Genomic DNA, 19,263 nt, shown 5'->3' with positions numbered 1-19,263 from the left:
GCGCAGCATCGGCCCACCGGGACCCCGGCGCCGGCGACGCGGCAAGCTGGCTCCACCTTCGTTCAACCCCTGACCTCCTGGAGATCAACCATGTCCACGCCCTACACCCCCGAGCAGTTGCTGGCCGCCCAGAAGGCCACCGTCGAAACCCTGTTCGGCCTCACCACCAAGGCCTTCGAAGGCATGGAGAAGCTCGTCGAGCTGAACCTGCAGGTCGCCAAGACCAGCCTGACCGAAGCCGCCGAGACCACCTACTCCGCAATGTCGGTGAAGGACCCGCAGGAACTGCTGGCGCTGCAGGCCGGCCTGATGCAACCGGCCGCCGAAAAGGCCGCTGCCTACAGCCGCCACCTCTACGAGATCCTGGCCGGCACGGGCGCCGAGTTCACCAAGACGGCCGAGGCCCAGATGGCCGACAGCCAGAAGAAGATGCTGGCGCTGGTCGACACCGCCGTGAAGAACGCGCCTGCCGGCACCGAAAGCGCCGTGGCGCTGGTGAAGTCGGCCGTGGCCGCCGCCAACAACGCCTACGAAAGCGCCCACAAGGCCGCCAAGCAGGCCGCCGAAGTGGCCGAGGCCAACTTCACCGCCATGACGGCCACCGCCGTCACGGCCACGAAGGCCGCCACGCCCAAGGCCCGCCGCGCCGCCTGATCCCCACCTTCGGCGTCCTTTTCGAGCCGCAAGCCCCGCCGAGGCGGGGCTTTTTCTTTGGCCGGACGCTGGTCACAGGGTCCGGCAATTGCGTGCCGCGCATCGCGACAGACACCTTGCCCGCATCGCCGGGGTTCGCCGCCAGAGCCTGCTCAGAGCCCGTCTTGAATTGCCAAACGACTGCATTGAAGCCGCCAAATGTGGCGTTGTAAGTGTCTTGTACTCTGAAGTTGGCTGCGAGAAAGGCTGCTTGCGCAGAGGTGAGTCGCTCTTCAAGCTCGCGGGCCAGGAAGCGGGCCATGTGCTCGCTCAAGAGGGCGTGCTCGGGGGTGTCATGCAAGGTGGGCGCACGGGGGCCTCACTGCGGCGCGGGCCAGACCACCGCCTCGTCAACGGCATAGAGCCGGCAAGCACCTTGACCGGACTTGTTGCAGTTGTCCAGGGCGCGCCGCAGCGGATCCGCACCGCCTGAAGCCCATCCCCAGGCGCCAGAGGGCGCGACGGCGTAGGCCCGGGGCAGGATGGACGCCAGAAATGCCTGATAGCCCGCGCGACCGGTGTCCCGAACATGGGGCAAGCGCGAGGCGTCTTCCAGCGCGGCATACCCAGAAGGCGGCGGTGAGGGCATGGTCGCGGGCGGTGCGTAGCGTTCAAAACCGGGCTGGGGCTCGCTGGGCAGCCCCAGGCCGCGCAAGAAGTCGTTGAGCAAGGGATGCCAGATGCGCACGCCGGCCGCCGACGCAAACAGGGCATGGGCATCGGCACCGAATGCTCCGTAGGCCGCCAGGGTGGCCTGACCACCGGCCTGCACATAACGTTCATGCATGGGCCGGAACACGGCGGGGCTGAAGTAACTGTCGTTGTCGCCGTAAAGCCAGAGAGAAGGCAGCTTGGTCTCCTTGCCATAGGCAGCAGCCGCCTGTGCCAATCCGGCCTCCCAGTTCGGGCATTGTTCCTGGCGCAGGCCACCGGCAAAGTTCACCAGACCACGCAAACCGGGATAAGGCTGCGTGCCGAAGGCCAAGGTGGTCCAGCCGCCGTGCGACTGCCCGACCATCAGGATGCGCTGGGTGTCGGCCCAGGGCTGGCGCACCACATGGTCGAGCACGGCGCGCACATCGTCAGCCTGCACCCGGCCATTGCTCTCGATGTTGCAACCGGCGCCCACGTACATGCCGCTCGACTTGGAAAAGCCCCGGCGCATCGGCGCCACCACCGCATAGCCGCGCTGCATGAAGTACCGCACCGCATGGATGGGCCGAGCGCGGGCCTGAAAGCGTGGGTCGCCCAGGGACTTGCCATGGTTGATGATCACCACGGGAAAGGGTCCGGGCCCGTCGGGGACGAAGAATGTGGTTTCCAGCGACAGCGGAAGCAGCCCAGGCAGCCGGAGCATTTCCACGCGCTCGTGCAGACCTTCATCGAGCGTGGGTGTCGATTGCGCCCAAGCCGAGAGCTGCACCCCGAGGGCACAGGCCAGCAGGCCGATACAGCGTTGCCAAATCATCATCGTCTACATCCGCAAGCCCTGAGGGCCGTCTCTACGGGCGGGTTCAGTGCGGTCTAGTGCGGTGGTTTAGCCGATTGGCTAGCGCAACTTGCTCGCACTCAGCACCAGATAAGCAGCATTCGCCCGCTTGGCCACAAACCTCATCTGGTCCTTACGCTCTGACGGCACCGCTGCCAGTCGTTCTTGATGCGAGATGTCCACCAGCTTGCGGCGGGCGCTCTCAACCTCCTGCCACGGTGTCGCCAGCGTCACGGCCAACACCTTGCAGGCCTCCTCCATCGACATTGCTGGCATCGGCTGCGGAGCAGGTTGCGGCGCCGCTGCAGGCGGAGATGGCGCGGGCCGTGGCGCCACGGACACCGGTGGAGGCGGAGGTTTGGGAGCTACTGCCAGCGGAACAACTGGCGCTGGCACGTCAGGTCGCTCCCACAGGTCAGGCTGCGCAGCAGGACCAGTCTCCCTTGGTGCGGGAGGTGCGCTGCTTACCTTCGGCGCTTGCGAATTGAGCGTCGCCATTGCTGCCTGGACCTTCTCAAGCAATGCCACCGCCCGCGGCACCTGTCGCTGCTTCAGCTCATCCTCTAGCTGGCGCAGCCAAACGAGGTCCCCTTTGGAGACCTTGAACAGAGCTTCGAGTTGGTCGATGCCTCGTTGCATCAGGGGGCGCGTCATGGTCAGGCCGCTTCCGACTGCAACTGAACGTCGACCTTGAAGGGGTCAACTTCCTTGTAGTGGACCCACATGGTGTTGTCGACAGACTCCGCGCCAAGTGGCTCGATACCCAGCCGCTCCAAGGTTCCGAACAAGTCCTGCAGCACCTCTTTGCGCCTGCGGACAAAGCTAGACGCAAAGCAGCGCCAGAAGGTCCAGCCCGCGCGCTCCAGTACGCGCTGGCGGGCCATGTCGTCTTGCCACTGTCCCGGCCCGTGGAAGCGGTCGCCGTCGCACTCGATAGCCAAGCGCCTGCCATCGCTTCCCTCGACGACGAAGTCAATGAAGTAGCCGCCGCTGGCGACTTGAGGCTCAACGCGAAAGCCCGCCTTGGTGAGCTCGTCGAACACCTCCAGCTCGAAGCCGGATTGGCAACGCTCACGCAGCGCTTGGACCTTCTTGACGTCTTGGCGGAATGGCTGCTTGAAGTGCTGAAGGAGTCGCCCGTTCAATGAGTCATCGCGGAACTCTCCCTCGGTGACGGAGCGGAACAGGTACATGCGGTCCCTGGCTCGCGACAGCGCCACGTTGAACCGCTGGTGCATGTCGGCTCGATTGGCTGCCGCGCGGTCGCCCGGCCCCAAGACCATCGACACCAGCATGATGTCGCGTTCGCGCCCTTGGAAGACCGGCGGTGGACCGATGGCAATCTTGCGAGCAACGCGGTCTGCCGGAGAAATGCGCTCGTTGACCAGTTCGTGGATGTGAGCGGCCTGAGTTGTCCCAAGCAAGGTAACGACCCCGATGGAGCGGCCCTCGAATTGCGGGTCCTCAAGGATGGCCTCAATCTCATCCACGATGGCCGTCGCCTCGCCCGGGTTGACGTCGCCCCTCCGGTAGCCGCCCTTCACGTAAACATCGACCAACGGCGGGTCCAGGCGCTCATTGGCCTTGGGCACACGAAGCGGCCGAATGTCGTTCTCATAGAACTCGCGATTCGAGAACTCGATGATGGCCGGGACGCAGCGGAAGTGCTCCTTGAGCATCACCGAGTGCCCTGCAAAGACAACGCGCGCCAGGTCGTAGATGGACTTGTCCGGCGTCATTTCCGAGCCGTGCGGCTGGTTCTGGAGGAAGCGGTTCGTCAGTTCACGAATGCGTTCCTCTGCAGTGCCAACGGCCGAGGGAGAAACCTGCTTGTGGTCGCCCACCACCAAGAGCTTCTTCCCTCGGAGCAAGGCCGGCAGGGCCCAGATGTCCGATTGCGAGGCTTCGTCGATGACCACGAGGTCGAACAGGCCGACCTCGGGCGGAATCGTTTCCGACACGCGCCACTGCGGCAGCACCCAGCACGGCACCGCCTGGTAGGCGCGCTGCATGGCGTCTCGGGCGGTCTTGCGATGCCGAACCGCGCGTACACCAGTGCCGGCGCCCATAGCCTGCACCGCGTTCAGGTAGGCCTGAAGCGCCTGCCGAACGCTGTCCGGTGAGTTCTTGAAGACACCCAGCCACGTCTTCTCGGCGACCAGATCTTGGTAGGTGGCCGCCAATGCCTTGGTCAGCGTCCGGCGCTCCTCGAACAGCTCTCGCATGTGGTGGTGGCCATCGATACGGTCCAGAAACATCATGGCCTGACGCCAGTTCCATGCCTCCAGCCAAGCATTCGGCAAAACGACGTCGAGGTCTTCGCCGGCCGGTTGGGTGCGAATGCGCTGCGCCCACTTCGGCGCCCCCGCATCCTTGATGACAGACCAGATGTGCTCGATGTCTTTGAGGGAAGGGAGCAGTCCGTTCAGCCGCGTCAGTTCAACGCGGAGAGCCTGCCACCCGTCCTCCAGCTTCGCCTCATCTGTGCCCCGCTGTCCCAACGACTTGGTCAGGAAGGTGCGCAAGCCCTCCACGATGTCGCCGCTGTGGCCTTCAAGGGCCTGAAAAACATCCTGGACACGCCGCAGTGCGTACCCCAGTCGACCCATCTCGAGGTGGGCGTGAAGGCTTTTCGACGCGTTGGCAACGAACGCTTCGCCGTCATTCCACAGCCGGTCAGCGGTTACCTTGCCGAAGACCGACGCGCACTGGGGATGCAATTCCGCGTCGAACTCGAATACCAATCGATGCGCGTCCTGCACCAGTCCTGTGAACTGACTCGTGACGCGGAAGCTTTGCTCCGACGCATCACGGGCAGCCTTCAAGCCGAACTCTTGGGCCACTGCACTCCAGCGCGCAAGGGCCTTGCGGGATGCCTGACGCCATTCAACGGCCTCGCGGACATGGACCCATGCCTCCGTCGAAGCCGGTGCCACTCCTGTGACCGTCGTAGCACCCACAAGCTGGCGGGCAGCACCCTTACCAAACGGCAGCTTGAAGGCACTCTTTCCTTCAACCAACCGCGCTATGGCCTCCAGGTAGTCCTCATCCAGCTCGGCATCGGGCGGAAGAACCACGGCACGAGGAACGGCTTCCTTCCGCTTGAGCTCCAGCGCCTGAATCTCTTTGCACAGCTCCAAGAGGCTCAAGAGAAGAGGGTCTTGCGCCTGCATGTCAGTCAGCCGGTCGCGCAAGGCATCGAGGCCGCGCTGAGCCCCCAGCTTGGCAGCCAACTCCGCACGTTCGTCCAGAAAGGTCACGAGGCGCTGCGCTGCCTCGAACGTCTCCAGCCGCGAGTCGACAAGGCAGTACACATCTCCAAGCCCGACGCTGGCGTCAATGGCCTTGGCGCGAACGATGTCGCGATGGAGCGCCAACAGGCTCTCCCAGCTCGGTAGCGCCTCTGGCGCGGGCAGGGTGCAGCCGACGTAACGCAGGTCAGCCTTGACCTTCTGCCGAGCAGCCCGAAGCAACTCGATGTCATCGCCCGAGAACGGCAGGCTGCCATCCGCGGTGGCGGGAGGCTCATCGTCGAACCACGTGTGCTCGTCCGCTTGGCTCAGTACGAGCTTGGCCATGTCCTCCGGACTGACCTCTTTGCCCTGGAACGAGTAGGTCCGCATGTGCCGGCCGGCGTGGTCGGCGACCTTGCGGTCCACGTGCGAAATCTTGGCGTGCATCTGACTGAGCTTCGCCTCTGCCGCGGCGATGGCGGATTCCGCGCGCACGGGATTGATGCCCGCGACGCTGGCTGCAATCGTCTGAATGGCGTGCTCAAACTGCTTCATGCCGTCTCGCTCGTCAGAGAGCAGCGAGACGCTCAGAGGACGGATGCGCTCGGGAAGCTTTTCTTGGAGCACCGCCAGTGCAGACTCTCCCTTGGCAGTGACCAGAACGCGCTTTCCCTGCGCCAGGTAGTGGCAGATGACGTTCGCAATCGTGTGGGTCTTGCCCGTTCCCGGAGGCCCTTGGACCACGACGCCATCGTTGCTCGCCAGTTTCTGAACGATGGCGACTTGCTCATCGTTGTAGGGCATCGGGAAGTACAGCTCATGCGCGCCGCTCGGGGTGTCACTGGAGGACAGTCCTCGGAACGGTTGCTCCGGGCGAATCCGAACCGTGGAGTCGCCATGCTCGACAAAGCTGCGGATGACCCCAGGGAGGTCGTCGGCGGCCTCAACCGTCTTCTTGAGTCGACGGATGTCCTCCAGAAAGATGTCGCCGGACCGCTTGCGTCCGAACAGCACCCACGTGCTGGTAATCATCAGCTTGTCGGTGGGGTTCGGAAGGGAGAAGTCGTCCGTTCGCTCCTCATAGGCACCGGTCGGGTCGAGGTGCCCCACAGCGGCCTTGAGAGCCCCCTCGAAGGTGGCAGGCTCGAACGGGTTCAGGCGGTGGGCGCCGGTCGCCAGCGAACTCTTCCAGAACGCTTCGAGCTGGCGGACGCCCGCGAGCTCCATCTCTGCATAGGTGTCTGCCTCAAGACGCGGCTCGACATCGCGAGGGCGTACTTCGAGCTCGAACGTCTTCTCGTTCAGAGTGATTTCGCAGGACTGAACAAGGAGCGGGTGCTTCAGCGGGGTAGCGAACCCCTCCTTCTTCCAGGTGGCGTAGCCGATGCCCCAGACCAGTTCGAGCGGGGTCTCCGCGCCCTCGGAAGCGATGGCCTGCTGCAGCGAGAAGAGCTGGTTGTAGCGAGCAATCGCTTTGCGGCGCGGCCGCTCAGCAGCCGCCCAGGGCTGCCAATGGAACTCGACGTACCACTCGAAGATTTCCTTGATTTCAGGATGCTGTGCCAGTTGTTCGCGGCCGACCTCTTTCTTGCCCTCGTACAGCACCACCTCGCCCTTGAGCTCGGGCATCTTGTCGGGACTCTTGGGCAGGGTGACCCACGGCGCCAAGCGGTCGCCCAACGGCGGCGGGGCAATCTCCTGAAGCCGAGGAACTCGCAGCCAAACGTCGTCCCCATCGGCTTGAACGTTGAATCGCACCTCTGGCAGCCCCTGCATCTCATGCTGGTGCGCTGCGAAGTACTCGCTCGGGATGGAGAAGGCTGGCTTGGTCTTGAGCTTTTCGACCTGCTCGATGTACGTGAGCAGGTCAATGACGCGGCTACTTGGTTCCTGCAACGGCGGCTCCCTGGGCGACTTCGTTGTTCTGTTTGACGGTCACTTGCAGCCCGTTCTGCCGGCAGTAGGCGTCCAACAGGGCTTCAAGGGTGTTCGTGAGACTGCGGTTCTCTCGCTGGGCCGCTGCTTCCAGCTGAGCCTTGAACTTCGGTGAGAACCGAAAGCTCATCGACACGGTTTTGGTCACAGACATCGGCGAAACCCGCTTTGTATTGCGGTCCACGATACACAAGGTAACGAGCGAGCGCAAGGCTTGGCCGGTTCAGCGCCGTTTGCGCATGTCTATTTGCGCATTACGCCTCCAGGAGAAACCGTTCTCTCATATGCACTTATGCGCCGTACAGGATATTCCTACAGTTTTTTCATCGAACACGCGTTAGACACCCCTCATGGAAGCCGCTGCCCTCGACCTTCGCTACCTCAACGCCCTGCGGTCGCACTGGCGCCGCAACAAGGCGTTCCCGGCACTGTCCAATCTCGCAGAGGTCGTCGGCCTGAAGTCGGCAGCGGGCGTCTTCGCCCTAGTCGGCCAGCTCGCGGACGTGGGCTACCTGGAGCGCACGGACGGCCGCATTGCGCCGACCAAGAAGTTCTTCTCCTACCGGCTCCTGGGCCAAGTTCGTGCCGGCGTCCCTCAAGAGGTCGCGCAGCACGACGAGTTCGAGGTGCTCAACGTCGAGGACTGCCTCATCGCCCATCCTGAGCGCACCTCGTTCTGCACGGTCCGGGGTGAATCCATGTCCAATCTGCTTGACACCGCCCTGCGCCCGCCCTCACCCGAGGGCGCGCGCCGGGTTGTCGAACCGCTCAGCCCGCCGCGGGCCGGGCCAGTTGCTGCAGCTTGCGCCGGATCTCGCCGAGCTGCGCCTGCGCCGTCTCGCGGCCGGCGCGGATGGCGCGCACGCGGGCGGTGAAGTCGGCGCTGCCCACGCCCACCAGCGCCGGCCGCAGCACGACGTCGGCCTCGCGCAGCTCGTAGCGGTTGATGCTCTTGCCCATGATGGCGAAGGTCTGCAGCAGCAGCCGCATCGTGCCGTCGGTGGCGGCGCCGTCGGGCGGGGTCGAGATGTCGACGCCGATCACCATCTCGGCGCCCATCTCGCGGGCGTAGCGCACCGGCACGGGCGAGACCAGGCCGCCATCCACGTATTCGCGCTCGCCGATCTTCACCGGCTGAAAGACTGCCGGCACCGAGCTGGACGCACGCACCGCGGTGCCGGTGTCGCCGCGGCGGAACAGCACGCCCGCGCCGCTGTCCAGATCGGTGGCGACGATGCCCAGGGGCAGCTTCATCTGCTCGATCGGCAGGCCGCCGGTCTGCTCTCGCACGTAGCGCGCCAGCGCCTCGCCGCGGATGAGCCCACGGCTCGGGAAACCCCAGTCGGTGATGGCCGCCTCGTCCATGGTCAGCGCCATGGCGGCCAGCTCGGTGCCGGTCTTGCCGTGCGCGTACAGCGCCGCCACCAGGCTGCCGGCCGAGGTGCCGACGACGAGGTCGGGGCGGATCCCGGCTTCCTCGAGCACCTGGATGACGCCGATGTGCGCGAACCCGCGCGCGGCACCCCCGCCCAGCGCCAGGCCCAGGCGGGGAGGCCTCAGCGGCGCTGGCGCTGGCGCTGGCGCTGCGGGCAAGGGCCCGGGCAACGGCGCGGGCAACGGCCCGGGCACTGGCGCAGGCGCGGCCGGCGGGGCGGCCGGCGGAGCCGGTGCCGGCACGGTCTGGCACCCGGCAAGCGCCAGCAAGGCGGTGCCGAGGAGTGCGCGTCGCTGCATGGGCGCCATTCTAGGAAGCCGCCCTGCCCGTCTTCTTTATGCTCCTTTAGACATAAAAAGATTTCAAGGATGTATTTCCAGAAATGAAGGCGACTTCCTAGAGTCGCGTCACGCCGCCCCGGCGGCCCACCCCGGCCTGACGCCGCGACAGGCATCCCCCATGTACCGCTACACCGACTTCGACCGCCAGTTCGTGCGCGCCCGCGCCGCGCAGTACCGCGACCAGCTCCAGCGCCACCTGGCCGGCGAGCTCTCGGCCGACGAGTTCCGCCCGCTGCGGCTGCAAAACGGCTGGTACGTGCAGCGCCATGCACCCATGCTGCGCGTGGCCGTGCCCTACGGCGAGGTCTCGGCGCGGCAGCTGCGGCAGCTGGCGCGCATTGCGCGCGAGTTCGATCGGCAGGAATTCGTGGACGAAAGCGGCCTGCCCACGCAGCGCGGCGGCTTCGGGCACGTCACCACGCGCCAGAACCTGCAGTTCAACTGGATCCCGCTGGAACGCAGCGCCGAGGTGATGGACCTGCTGGCCGAGGTCGACATGCACGGCATCCAGACCAGCGGCAACTGCATCCGCAACATCACGACCGACGCGCTGGCCGGCATCGCACCCGACGAAGCGGTGGACCCGCGCCCCTATGCCGAGCTGCTGCGCCAGTGGAGCACGCTGCACCCGGAGTTCGCCTTTCTGCCGCGCAAGTTCAAGATCGCCATCCACGGCGCGCAGGAAGACCGCGCCGCCACCGCCTGGCACGACATCGGCCTGGCGCTGGTGAAAAACGCCGCGGGCGAGGTGGGCTTCCGCGTCGCGGTGGGCGGCGGCATGGGGCGCACGCCCGTCATCGCCACCGAGCTGGCCGCCTTCGTGCCCTGGCAGGACATCCTCGTCTACCTCGAGGCCATCGTGCGCGTCTACAACCTGCACGGCCGGCGCGACAACCTGTACAAGGCGCGCATCAAGATCCTCGTGCGCGCCGAAGGCCCGCGCTTCGTGGACGAGGTCAACCGCGAGTACGCCGCGCTGGCCGCCGACCCGGCCACGCCGCGGCTGGCGCAGGCCGAGCTCGACCGCGTGGCGGCCGGCTTCACGGTGCCGGCGCTGCCCGTGCCCCAACCCCATGCGCAGCCCGAGCCGCCGCACGACCCGCTGCCGGCCTTCGACCGCTGGCTGCAGCGCAACGTGCACGCACACCGGCTGGAGGGCTTTTGCGCCGTCACGCTGTCGCTCAAGCGCGCGGGCCTGCCGCCGGGCGACGTGACGGCCGAGCAGATGGACGGCGCCGCCGCACTGGCCGAGCGCTTCAGCGCGGGTGAGCTGCGTTTCACGCACGACCAGAACCTGCTGCTGCCCTGGGTGCCGGCGCACGCGCTGCGCGCGCTGTGGGTGGCGGCGCGCGAGGGCGGCTTTGCCACGCCCAACATCGGGCTGCTCACCGACCTCATCGCCTGCCCGGGTGGCGACCTGTGCGCGCTGGCCAACGCGCGCTCCATCCCGGTGGCCGCGGCCATCAGCGAGCGCTTCGACGACCTCGACCGCCTGCACGACATCGGCGACATCGACCTGCACATCAGCGGCTGCATCAACAGCTGCGGCCACCACCACAGCGGCCACATCGGCATCCTGGGCGTCGACAAGGACGGCAGCGAGTGGTACCAGCTCACGGTGGGCGGCAGCGACGGCACGCGGCTGTCGGGCGCGCCGCGCGCGGGCAAGGTGATCGGCCCGAGCTTCGCGGCCGACGAGGTGGCCGACGCGGTGGAAGCCGTGATCGAGACCTACCTGCGCGATCGGCACCGGGGCGAGCACTTCGTCGACACCGCCACGCGGCTGGGCCCAGCGCCGTTCCGCACCGCCGCCGACGCCGTGCGCCGCAGCACGGCCGTGGCCTGAGGCCGCACCTGGGAGCCCCCATGCAGTTCATCCCCGCCGACACCGACGCCGCCACCGGCGCGCTGGCCCTGCCCAACGACGCCGACGTGCTGGCGCGCGCCGACGAGATCCGCGGCCACGCCGCCGTGGCGCTGCACTTTCCCAAATGGACCGACGGGCGCGCCTACAGCCAGGCCGTGCTGCTGCGCGCCCGCGTGCGCTTTGCCGGCGAGATCCGCGCCACCGGCGAGGTGCTGGCCGACATGCTGCCGCTGCTGCGCCGCTGCGGCTTTGACGCCGTGCAGCTGCGCGCCGACCAGCGCCAGGAGACCGCCGAGCGCGCCCTGGGCTACTTCAGCACGCACTACCAGACCGCGCCGCCCGAGCGTGCGCCGGCCGGAGCCGCCCGATGAGCACCGCCACCCAGGCCGCCGCCCACGCGGCGGTCGAGCGCCACGCCCGCGCCACCCCGGGCTTCAGCGGGCGCGTGGCCGCCGCGCAGCGCCGCCTGGCCGATGCCGCCGCGGCGCACGCCGGCCGCATCGTGCAGGCCAGCAGCCTGGGCGTGGAAGACATGGTCATCACCGACCTGATCGCCCGCCACGGCTTGCCCATCGCCGTGGCCACCCTGGACACGGGCGCGCTGCACGCCGAGACGCTGGCCACCGCCGAAGCGGCCGAGCGCCATTACGGCATCCGCATCGAGCGTTTCCGGCCCGCAGCCCAGGCCGTGCTGCATTTCGTGCGCGAGCACGGTGAGCTGGCCATGCGCGAGAGCGTCGAACGCCGCCGTGCCTGCTGCGCGCTGCGCAAGCTCGAGCCGCTGGGCCGCCTGCTGCAGGGCCGCAGCGCCTGGGTGACGGGCCTGCGCCGTGAGCAGAGCGAGGCCCGCGCCGAGGTGCCGTTCGAGGCGCCGGATGACGCCGGCCGCGCCAAGTTCAGCCCGCTGGCCGACTGGTCCCTGGCCGACGTCTGGCACTACGTCGGGCAGCACGGCGTGCCCTACAACCCGCTGCACGACCGCTTTTTCCCCAGCATCGGCTGCGAGCCCTGCACGCGGGCCGTCGCCGTGGGCGAAGACGTCCGCGCCGGCCGCTGGTGGTGGGAGCAGGCGTCCGCCAAAGAGTGCGGGCTGCACGTGAGCGCCCTGCCCTTGAGCGCCCTGCCCCTGTCCAGCCCCATCACCGAGTCGACGCCATGAACACGAGCCTGGCCCTGCCCACGCACGCCCCGCAACGGGCCGACGGGCCTCTCGACGCGCTGGAAGAAGAGGCCGTCTACATCCTGCGCGAGGTGGTGGCCTCGTTCGAGCGGCCGGCGCTGCTGTTCTCGGCCGGCAAGGACAGCTGCGTCGTGCGCCACCTGGCGCTCAAGGCCTTCAAGCGGCGCAACGCGGCCGGCGGCTTCGAAGGCCGGCTGCCGCTGCCGCTGCTGCACGTGGACACGGGCCACAACTTCCCCGAGGTCATCGCCTTCCGCGACGAGCTCGTGGCCGAAGGCGGCGACCGGCTCGTCGTGGCCCACCTCGACGACAGCATCGCCCGCGGCACCGTGCGCCTGGCGAGCCCACTCGAAAGCCGCAATGGCCACCAGAGCGTGACGCTGCTCGAGGCCATCGAAGCGCACCGCTTCGACGCGCTGATCGGCGGCGCCCGGCGCGACGAGGAAAAGGCGCGCGCCAAGGAGCGCATCTTCAGCCACCGCGACGCCTTCGGCCAATGGCAGCCCAAGGAGCAGCGCCCGGAACTGTGGACGCTGTTCAACACGCGGCACCGCCCGGGCGAGCACTTCCGCGTGTTCCCGATCAGCAACTGGACCGAGCTCGATGTCTGGCAGTACATCGCCCGCGAGCGCATCGCGCTGCCGCCCCTCTACTACCGCCACGAGCGCGCGGTGGTGCGCCGCAAGGGACTGCTGGTGCCGGTGACACCCGTCACGCCGCCGGGCGCGGGCGAGGCGGTCGAGCGGCTGGCCGTGCGCTTTCGGACCGTGGGCGACATGACCTGCACCTGCCCGGTGGAAAGCCGCGCCGCCGACGCCGCCGACGTGGTGGCCGAGACGCTGACCGTCACGCTCAGCGAGCGCGGCGCCACGCGCATGGACGACCGCGCCAACGACGCCGCGATGGAGCGGCGCAAGAAGGAAGGCTACTTCTGATGAACGCGATCACGCAGCCCGAGCACCAGGCCCTGGCGGGCCCCTTGCCGGCTCCGCAGGCGGCGCTGCGCTTCCTGACGGCCGGCAGCGTCGACGACGGCAAGAGCACGCTGATCGGCCGCTTGCTGCTGGACAGCCGCGCCATCCTGGCCGACCAGCTCGGCGAGCTGCAGGCCCGCGCCGCCGCCGCGGGTGCCGACGCCCCCGACCTGAGTCTGCTCACCGACGGGCTGGAGGCCGAGCGCGAGCAGGGCATCACCATCGACGTGGCCTGGCGCTACTTCGCCACGCCGGCACGCAAGTTCATCATCGCCGACGCCCCGGGCCACGAGCAGTACACGCGCAACATGGTCACGGCCGCGGCCGGCAGCGACGCAGTGGTGGTGCTGGTGGACCTGACCAAGCTCGACACCACGGGTGCCGGCGAGCTGGCGCTGCTGCCGCAGACGCGGCGCCACGCCTTGCTGGCGCAGCTGCTGCGCGTGGAGCACCTGGTGTTCGCCGTCAACAAGATCGACGCCGTGCCTGACGCCGGCCGCGCCTTCGGGCGCGTGGCGGCGGCACTGCGGCGGTTCGCGCAGGCGGCGGCGCTGCCGCTGGCCGGCATCGTGCCGGTGTCGGCCCTGCGCGGTGACAACGTCGCGCGGCGCACACCCGCGCCGTGGTACGACGGCCCGGCGCTGCTGGAGCTGCTCGAGGGCCTGCCCAGTGCGCACGAGCCGGAGCAGGCGCCGCTGGCGCTGCCGGTGCAGGCCGTGGTCCGCCACGGAGAAGGCGTCGGCGAGCAGCCGCGCGTGCTGTGGGGCCGGGTCGCGCGGGGCGCGCTGGCCGTGGGCGACACCGTGCAGCTGTTCCCCGGCGGCGAGCGCGCGCGCGTGCAGACCTTGCTGGGGCTGGACGGCGAGCGGGCCAACGTCGGCGCGGGCCGCTCGGCCGGCGTGGTGCTGGACCGCATGCTCGACGTCTCGCGCGGCGACTGGCTGCTCGCACCCGGCGGCCCATCCGGCAGCGTGCCCGCGGCGCGCCGCCTGCGCGCCACGCTGGCCTGGCTCGACACCGAGCCCACGCAAACCGGTCGCAAGTACCTGCTGCGCCACGGCCACCGCTGGGTGCCCGCGCGGCTGAGCGCGGTCCGGCACCGCGTCGACATCGCCACGCTGGCGGCGCAGCCCGCCGACGCGCTGGCCGTCAACGACATCGGCGAGGTCGAGTTCGAGCTGCAGCAGCCCCTGCCGCTGCTGCCCTATGCCGCCAGCCGCGTGGGCGGCGCGCTGATCGTCGTCGACCCCGCCAGCCATCGCACCAGCGGCGCGCTGCTGGTGCGCGAGGCGTACGCGGAGGGCGCGTGATGGCGGGGCGGGTGGTCTTCATCGGCGCCGGCCCGGGCGCGGCCGATCTCATCACGCTGCGTGGCGCGGCCCGCCTGGCCGAGGCCGAGGTGGTGCTCTTCGACGCCCTCACCGACCCCGCACTGCGCAGCCACGCGCCGCAGGCGCGCTGGATCGACGTCGGCAAGCGCGGGTTCGGATGTGCGACCGGGCAGGCCGCGATCGACGCGTTGCTGGTGCGGCTGGCTCGGCGCCACCGCGTGGTCGTGCGGCTCAAGGGCGGCGACCCCAGCGTTTTCGGCCGGCTTGAGGAGGAGCTCGCCGCGCTGGCCGCCGCCGGCATCCCGAGCGAAGTGGTGCCCGGCGTCACGGCCGCGCTGGCCGCGGCGGCTCAGACGCAGCGCCCGCTCACGCGCCGGGGCCGGGGCCGCAGCGTCAGCCTGGCCACGGCGATGACGGCCGACGCCGGCCTGGCCGCAGGCGCCGCGCACGCCGACACCGAGGTGTTCTACATGGCCGGCCGCCAGCTCGGCGTGCTGGCGCGGCGGCTGCTGGCCGCCGGCTGGGCGGCGGGCACCGCGGTGCAGGTGGTGTCGCGCGCCGGCTGCGCCGATGCCGTCGCCAGCGAGCACCGGCTCGACACGCTGGCCGCCGCCTCGGTGCTGCACGCCGGCCGTCCGGCCGTGGTGACGGTGGGCGTTGGCGCCACGGCCGTGGCGCCGGGCGATGGCGCCCCTGTCGTGGCGAACGTGGATGGCGCCCCTGTCGTGGCGAACGTGGATGGCGCCCCTGTCGTGGCGCGGGCACGTCGGCCCGCCGCCGAAGCGGATGCGTCACCAGCCGGGGCCGCGCCCCTGGCGGCCTAGAATCGCCCCACCTTCGCCGCGCCCACAGGCCCCGCGCCGGGCCTGCGCGGCGCCCGTGCAACAACGAGCTGCTCCATGACCCACGTCGTCCTCGAATCGTGCATCCGCTGCAAGTACACCGACTGCGTCGATGTCTGCCCCGTGGACTGCTTCCGCGAAGGGCCCAACATGCTCGTCATCGACCCCGACGAGTGCATCGACTGCGCGGTGTGCATCCCGGAATGCCCGGTGAACGCGATCCTGCCCGAGGAAGACGTGCCGTCGGACCAGCTCGCCTTCATCAAGCTCAACGCCGACCTGTCGCGCAAGTGGCCCAGCATCACCAAGCGCAAGGCCCCGCTGCCCGACGCCGACGAGTGGAAGGACCGCACGGACAAGCTCGACCAACTCGCCCGCTGACGCCCGCTGCATGACACCCGAACCCATCCAGACCGACGCCGTCATCGTCGGCGCCGGCCCGGTGGGCCTGTTCCAGGTTTTCGAGCTCGGCCTGCTGGAGATCAAGGCCCACATCATCGACAGCCTGGCCTACCCCGGCGGCCAGTGCATCGAGCTCTACCCCGACAAGCCCATCTACGACATCCCGGCCGTGCCCGTGTGCACCGGCAAGGAGCTCACCGACAACCTGCTCAAGCAGATCGAGCCCTTCGGCGCGACCTTCCACCTGGGCCAGGAGGTCACGCAGGTGGAGAAGCAAGCCGACGGCCGCTTCTTCGTCGCCACGAGCAAGGGCACGCAGTTCCTCACCAAGACCGTGTTCATCGCCGGTGGCGTGGGCAGCTTCCAGCCGCGCACGCTCAAGGTCGACGGCCTCGAAAAGTTCGACGGCACGCAACTGCACTACCGCGTGCGCAACCCGGCGCAGTTCGCGGGCAAGAACCTGGTCATCGTCGGCGGCGGCGACTCCGCGCTCGACTGGGCGCTGAACTTCGTGCAGGAAGGCCCGAACAAGGCCGAGAGCGTCATCCTGATCCACCGCCGCGACGGCTTCCGGGCCGCGCCGGCCAGCGTGGCCAAGATGCGCGAGCTGTGCGAGGCCTACGAGATGCAGTTCGTCGTCGGCCAGGTCACGGGTTATGAAGAGGCCGACGGCCGGCTCACGCAGATCAAGGTGACGGGCGGCGACGGCGTCACGCGGACGATCCCGCTGGACCTGCTGCTGGTGTTCTTCGGCCTGAGCCCGAAGCTGGGGCCCATCGCCGAGTGGGGCCTGGATCTCGAGCGCAAGCAGATCACGGTCGACACCGAGAAGTTCGAGACGAGCACGCCGGGCATCTTTGCCGTGGGCGACATCAACACCTACCCGGGCAAGAAGAAGCTCATCCTCTCGGGCTTCCACGAGGCCGCGCTGGCCGCCTTTGGCGCCAGCCCGATCGTCTTCCCCGAGAAGCGCGTCCTGCTGCAGTACACCACCACCAGCCCGAAGCTGCACAAGGTGCTGGGCGTGGAATCGCCCGTGTTCGACTGAAGCTGCTGCGGTCCACGAGGCCCGCTTCGAATAGACTGACGCCCGGCTGCAGCGCATGCAGCCATCCGCTGGGGGTGTTGGCCCTGGCCGTGCAAGCGGCCGGGGCCGACTGAGAAAGTCCCTTTGAACCTGATTGAGGTAATCCTCGCGCAGGGAAGCAGGCTCGATGGGCGCGCGTGCATGCGTGGCCACCCGTGTTTGCCCACCTGCCTCGATCCGAGCAAGGCCGGGAAACACGATGAGCATCTTCAAGACCACCGCACTCGCCGCCGCCACCGCGGCCCTGTGTGCCGGCCCCGTGCTGGCGCAGCCCATCCCCACGATCACGATCACCGGCAACGCCGCCGCCAACAGTGCCGGCGTCGCCGGCTTCGGCGACGTGCCGCTGGCGCGATCGCCGTTCTCGGCCACCGTCATCACCGCTACGCAGCTGCAGGACGCCGGCATCGCCAGCCTGGCCGACATCACGCGGCTGGACGCCGGCATCACCGACGCCTACAACGCCCCGGGCTACTGGGGCCAGGTGGCGGTCCGCGGCTTCACGCTCGACAACCGCTACAACTTCCGCCGCGACGGCCTGCCGGTGAATGCCGAGACAGTGCTGCCCACGGCCAACAAGTCGGCGCTGGAGCTGCTCAAGGGCACCAGCGGCATCCAGGCGGGCACCAGCGCGCCGGGCGGGCTGCTGAACCTGGTCGTCAAGCGGCCGACGGCCGCTGCGCTGACGCGCGGCGGCATCGAGTGGGTGCAACCGGGCACCTTGGCGCTGGAGGCCGATGTGTCGCGGCGCGAAGGCGCGCTGGCCTGGCGGCTCAACGCCCAGGGCACTCGGCTCGATCCGGCCACGCGCAACAGCCGCGGCAGCAGCCACCTGCTGGCACTGGCCGGCGAGTGGGCCGCCTCGGCAGGCACGCGGCTCGAGCTGGAGGTGGAGCAGAACCGCCAGAGCCAGCCCAGCACGCCGGGCTTCAGCCTGCTTGGGGGCCGCCTGCCGGATGCCGAGACCATCGACCCGCGCCTGAACCTGAACAACCAGCCGTGGACGCTGCCGGTGGTCTTCGAGGGTGGCACGGGCTCGGTGCGGCTCACGCAGGCGCTGGGCCGCGAGACCGAGCTGGTGGCGCACGCGATGCGTCAGCAGCTGCGCACCGACGACCGCATCGCCTTTCCCTACGGCTGCGATGCCCAGGGCGTGTACGACCGCTACTGCAGCGACGGCACGTTCGACCTCTACGACTTCCGCAGCGAGGGCGAGCGGCGCACCACCACCGCCGCCGACCTGCTGCTCGCCGGCCGCCACCATCTGCTGGGCCTGCGCCACCGCTGGAGCGCGGGTGTGCTGGCCACGCGGCACGAGGCGCGCTTTGAGCGCCAGGCCTTCAACTACGCCGGCATGGGTCGCGTCGACGGCACGGCGGTGGTTCCGCCCGACCCCACGCTGACCGACGAAAACACCCAGCGCGACGAGCGCAGCCTGGAATGGCGGCTGCAGGATCGCGTCGAGCTCGGCCAGGCGTGGCAGCTGTGGGCCGGCCTGCGCCACTCGCGCATCGAGCGCAAGAGCGTGCGCACCGACGGCAGCCGCGCCACCGCCTACGGGCAGTCGTTCAGCACGCCCTGGTTGGCGCTGGCCTGGCAGGCCACGCCGGCACTGATGGCCTACCTGAGCAGCGGGCAGGGCATCGAGAGCGAGGTGGCCCCGAACCGCACGCGCTACAGCAACGCCGGGCAGGCGCTGCTGGCGCTGAAGAGCCGGCAGATCGAGGCGGGCCTGAAGCACCGCGGCGCGGCGCTGCAGTGGCAGCTGGCCCTGTTCGACATCCGCCGCCCAGTGTGGAGCGACGTGCGCACGGCCACTGGGCTGCCCACCGACGACTGCAGCGACACCCAGCCCTGCACGCGGCGGGCCGACGGGGCGGCGCGGCACCGTGGCGTCGAACTCGAGGCCGAGTGGCGGGCCGGTGCGCTCAGCCTGCGCGGCAGCGCGATGGCGCTGCAGGCGCGGCGCGAGGGCAGCGCGGATGCGACGCGCAACGGCCTGGAACCCACCAACGTGCCGGCGCGCAGCCTGAAGCTGCAGGCGGCCTGGAACCTGGCCGCGCAGCCGGGTCTGGCGCTGCTGGCCTTTGCCAGCCACGAGGGTCCGCGGCAGGTGCTGGCCGACAACCGCATCGCCACCGACGGCTGGACACGGCTCGACCTGGGTCTGCGCTATGCGGCGACGCGCGGCCAGACACGCTGGGTGTGGCGCGCCGGCCTCGACAACGTGGCCGACACGCGGGCCTGGAAGGAGGCGCCGTTCCAGTTCGGCCATGCCTACCTGTACCCGCTGGCCCCGCGCACCTGGCGCCTCGCGCTGGACGTCACCCTCTAGGAGCGTAGGCGGCCCGAGGTTTCGGGCTATACTTGAGGGCTGTATTCCCCGATAGCTCAGTCGGTAGAGCGCCGGACTGTTAATCCGTAGGTCCCTGGTTCGAGCCCAGGTCGGGGAGC

17 protein-coding genes, 1 tRNA gene and 1 riboswitch are annotated in these 19,263 nt (G+C 69.1%); of the genes, 12 read left to right on the top strand and 6 right to left on the bottom strand.

Going from position 1 to position 19,263, the window contains the following annotated elements; all coding sequences use genetic code 11:
- Positions 1 to 90 precede the first annotated feature (90 nt).
- Positions 91 to 654, top strand: coding sequence for a phasin family protein (locus KA711_10165; protein MCM0609340.1), 564 nt, complete (start codon positions 91 to 93; stop codon positions 652 to 654).
- On the opposite strand, the gene KA711_10160 is transcribed toward KA711_10165, so the two are convergent.
- The 5 genes from KA711_10160 to KA711_10140 form a co-directional block, all read right to left on the bottom strand.
- Positions 608 to 955: a hypothetical protein gene (locus tag KA711_10160; protein ID MCM0609339.1), complete on the bottom strand. Its 348-nt coding sequence runs from the start codon at positions 953 to 955 to the stop codon at positions 608 to 610. The two genes, KA711_10165 and KA711_10160, sit on opposite strands and share 47 nt — an antisense overlap.
- Before the next feature lie 57 nt (positions 956 to 1,012).
- Positions 1,013 to 2,134: an alpha/beta hydrolase gene (locus KA711_10155; GenBank protein MCM0609338.1), complete on the bottom strand. Its 1,122-nt coding sequence runs from the start codon at positions 2,132 to 2,134 to the stop codon at positions 1,013 to 1,015.
- Positions 2,135 to 2,242: 108 nt separating this feature from the next.
- Positions 2,243 to 2,836, bottom strand: a complete 594-nt coding sequence (locus KA711_10150; GenBank protein ID MCM0609337.1) for a hypothetical protein — start codon at positions 2,834 to 2,836, stop codon at positions 2,243 to 2,245.
- A gap of 2 nt (positions 2,837 to 2,838) precedes the next feature.
- Complete coding sequence (locus tag KA711_10145; GenBank protein MCM0609336.1) at positions 2,839 to 7,311, bottom strand: AAA family ATPase; 4,473 nt, start codon at positions 7,309 to 7,311, stop codon at positions 2,839 to 2,841.
- On the bottom strand, positions 7,295 to 7,480 hold the full coding sequence (locus KA711_10140) for a hypothetical protein (protein MCM0609335.1): 186 nt from the start codon (positions 7,478 to 7,480) through the stop codon (positions 7,295 to 7,297). Before KA711_10140 ends, KA711_10145 begins: the two co-directional genes overlap by 17 nt.
- Positions 7,481 to 7,700: 220 nt before the next feature.
- Between KA711_10140 and KA711_10135 the strand changes: the two genes are divergently transcribed.
- The gene (locus KA711_10135; GenBank protein ID MCM0609334.1) at positions 7,701 to 8,225 is read left to right on the top strand and encodes a LexA family transcriptional regulator; all 525 of its coding nucleotides are present in this window, start codon (positions 7,701 to 7,703) and stop codon (positions 8,223 to 8,225) included.
- On the opposite strand, the gene KA711_10130 is transcribed toward KA711_10135, so the two are convergent.
- Complete coding sequence (locus KA711_10130) at positions 8,119 to 9,084, bottom strand: patatin-like phospholipase family protein (GenBank protein ID MCM0609333.1); 966 nt, start codon at positions 9,082 to 9,084, stop codon at positions 8,119 to 8,121. The genes KA711_10135 and KA711_10130 overlap by 107 nt on opposite strands.
- Positions 9,085 to 9,244: 160 nt before the next feature.
- Here KA711_10130 and KA711_10125 point away from each other — a divergent pair, with 160 nt between their 5' ends.
- The 10 genes from KA711_10125 (at position 9,245) to KA711_10080 (ending at position 19,262) form a co-directional block, all read left to right on the top strand.
- Positions 9,245 to 10,972, top strand: coding sequence for a nitrite/sulfite reductase (locus tag KA711_10125; GenBank protein MCM0609332.1), 1,728 nt, complete (start codon positions 9,245 to 9,247; stop codon positions 10,970 to 10,972).
- Positions 10,973 to 10,992: 20 nt separating this feature from the next.
- Positions 10,993 to 11,364, top strand: coding sequence for a DUF934 domain-containing protein (locus tag KA711_10120; protein ID MCM0609331.1), 372 nt, complete (start codon positions 10,993 to 10,995; stop codon positions 11,362 to 11,364).
- Positions 11,361 to 12,152 (top strand): phosphoadenylyl-sulfate reductase, encoded by a 792-nt coding sequence (locus KA711_10115; protein ID MCM0609330.1) that lies wholly within the window; start codon positions 11,361 to 11,363, stop codon positions 12,150 to 12,152. Before KA711_10120 ends, KA711_10115 begins: the two co-directional genes overlap by 4 nt.
- Positions 12,149 to 13,108, top strand: a complete 960-nt coding sequence (cysD, locus tag KA711_10110; protein MCM0609329.1) for a sulfate adenylyltransferase subunit CysD — start codon at positions 12,149 to 12,151, stop codon at positions 13,106 to 13,108. The genes KA711_10115 and cysD overlap by 4 nt, the downstream gene beginning before the upstream one ends.
- Positions 13,108 to 14,457, top strand: coding sequence for a sulfate adenylyltransferase (locus KA711_10105; GenBank protein MCM0609328.1), 1,350 nt, complete (start codon positions 13,108 to 13,110; stop codon positions 14,455 to 14,457). Before cysD ends, KA711_10105 begins: the two co-directional genes overlap by 1 nt.
- Positions 14,457 to 15,302, top strand: a complete 846-nt coding sequence (gene cobA, locus KA711_10100) for a uroporphyrinogen-III C-methyltransferase (GenBank protein ID MCM0609327.1) — start codon at positions 14,457 to 14,459, stop codon at positions 15,300 to 15,302. Before KA711_10105 ends, cobA begins: the two co-directional genes overlap by 1 nt.
- 75 nt (positions 15,303 to 15,377) lie before the next feature.
- Entirely contained in the window at positions 15,378 to 15,701 is a 324-nt protein-coding gene (locus KA711_10095; protein ID MCM0609326.1) for a ferredoxin family protein, read from the top strand.
- A gap of 10 nt (positions 15,702 to 15,711) precedes the next feature.
- On the top strand, positions 15,712 to 16,770 hold the full coding sequence (locus KA711_10090; GenBank protein MCM0609325.1) for an NAD(P)/FAD-dependent oxidoreductase: 1,059 nt from the start codon (positions 15,712 to 15,714) through the stop codon (positions 16,768 to 16,770).
- A 60-nt stretch (positions 16,771 to 16,830) separates the two neighbouring features.
- A riboswitch (TPP riboswitch) is annotated at positions 16,831 to 16,943 on the top strand.
- A gap of 65 nt (positions 16,944 to 17,008) precedes the next feature.
- Positions 17,009 to 19,144, top strand: coding sequence for a TonB-dependent receptor (locus KA711_10085; protein ID MCM0609324.1), 2,136 nt, complete (start codon positions 17,009 to 17,011; stop codon positions 19,142 to 19,144).
- 45 nt (positions 19,145 to 19,189) lie between these two features.
- Positions 19,190 to 19,262, top strand: a tRNA-Asn gene (locus tag KA711_10080).
- Position 19,263: the final 1 nt, after the last annotated feature.

Origin of the sequence: Ideonella sp. WA131b (genome assembly GCA_023657425.1) — a bacterium.
GTDB lineage: Bacteria > Pseudomonadota > Gammaproteobacteria > Burkholderiales > Burkholderiaceae_C > Rubrivivax.
The sequence above is the reverse complement of the archived record's forward strand: the minus strand, read 5'-3'. Positions and strand labels throughout refer to the sequence as shown.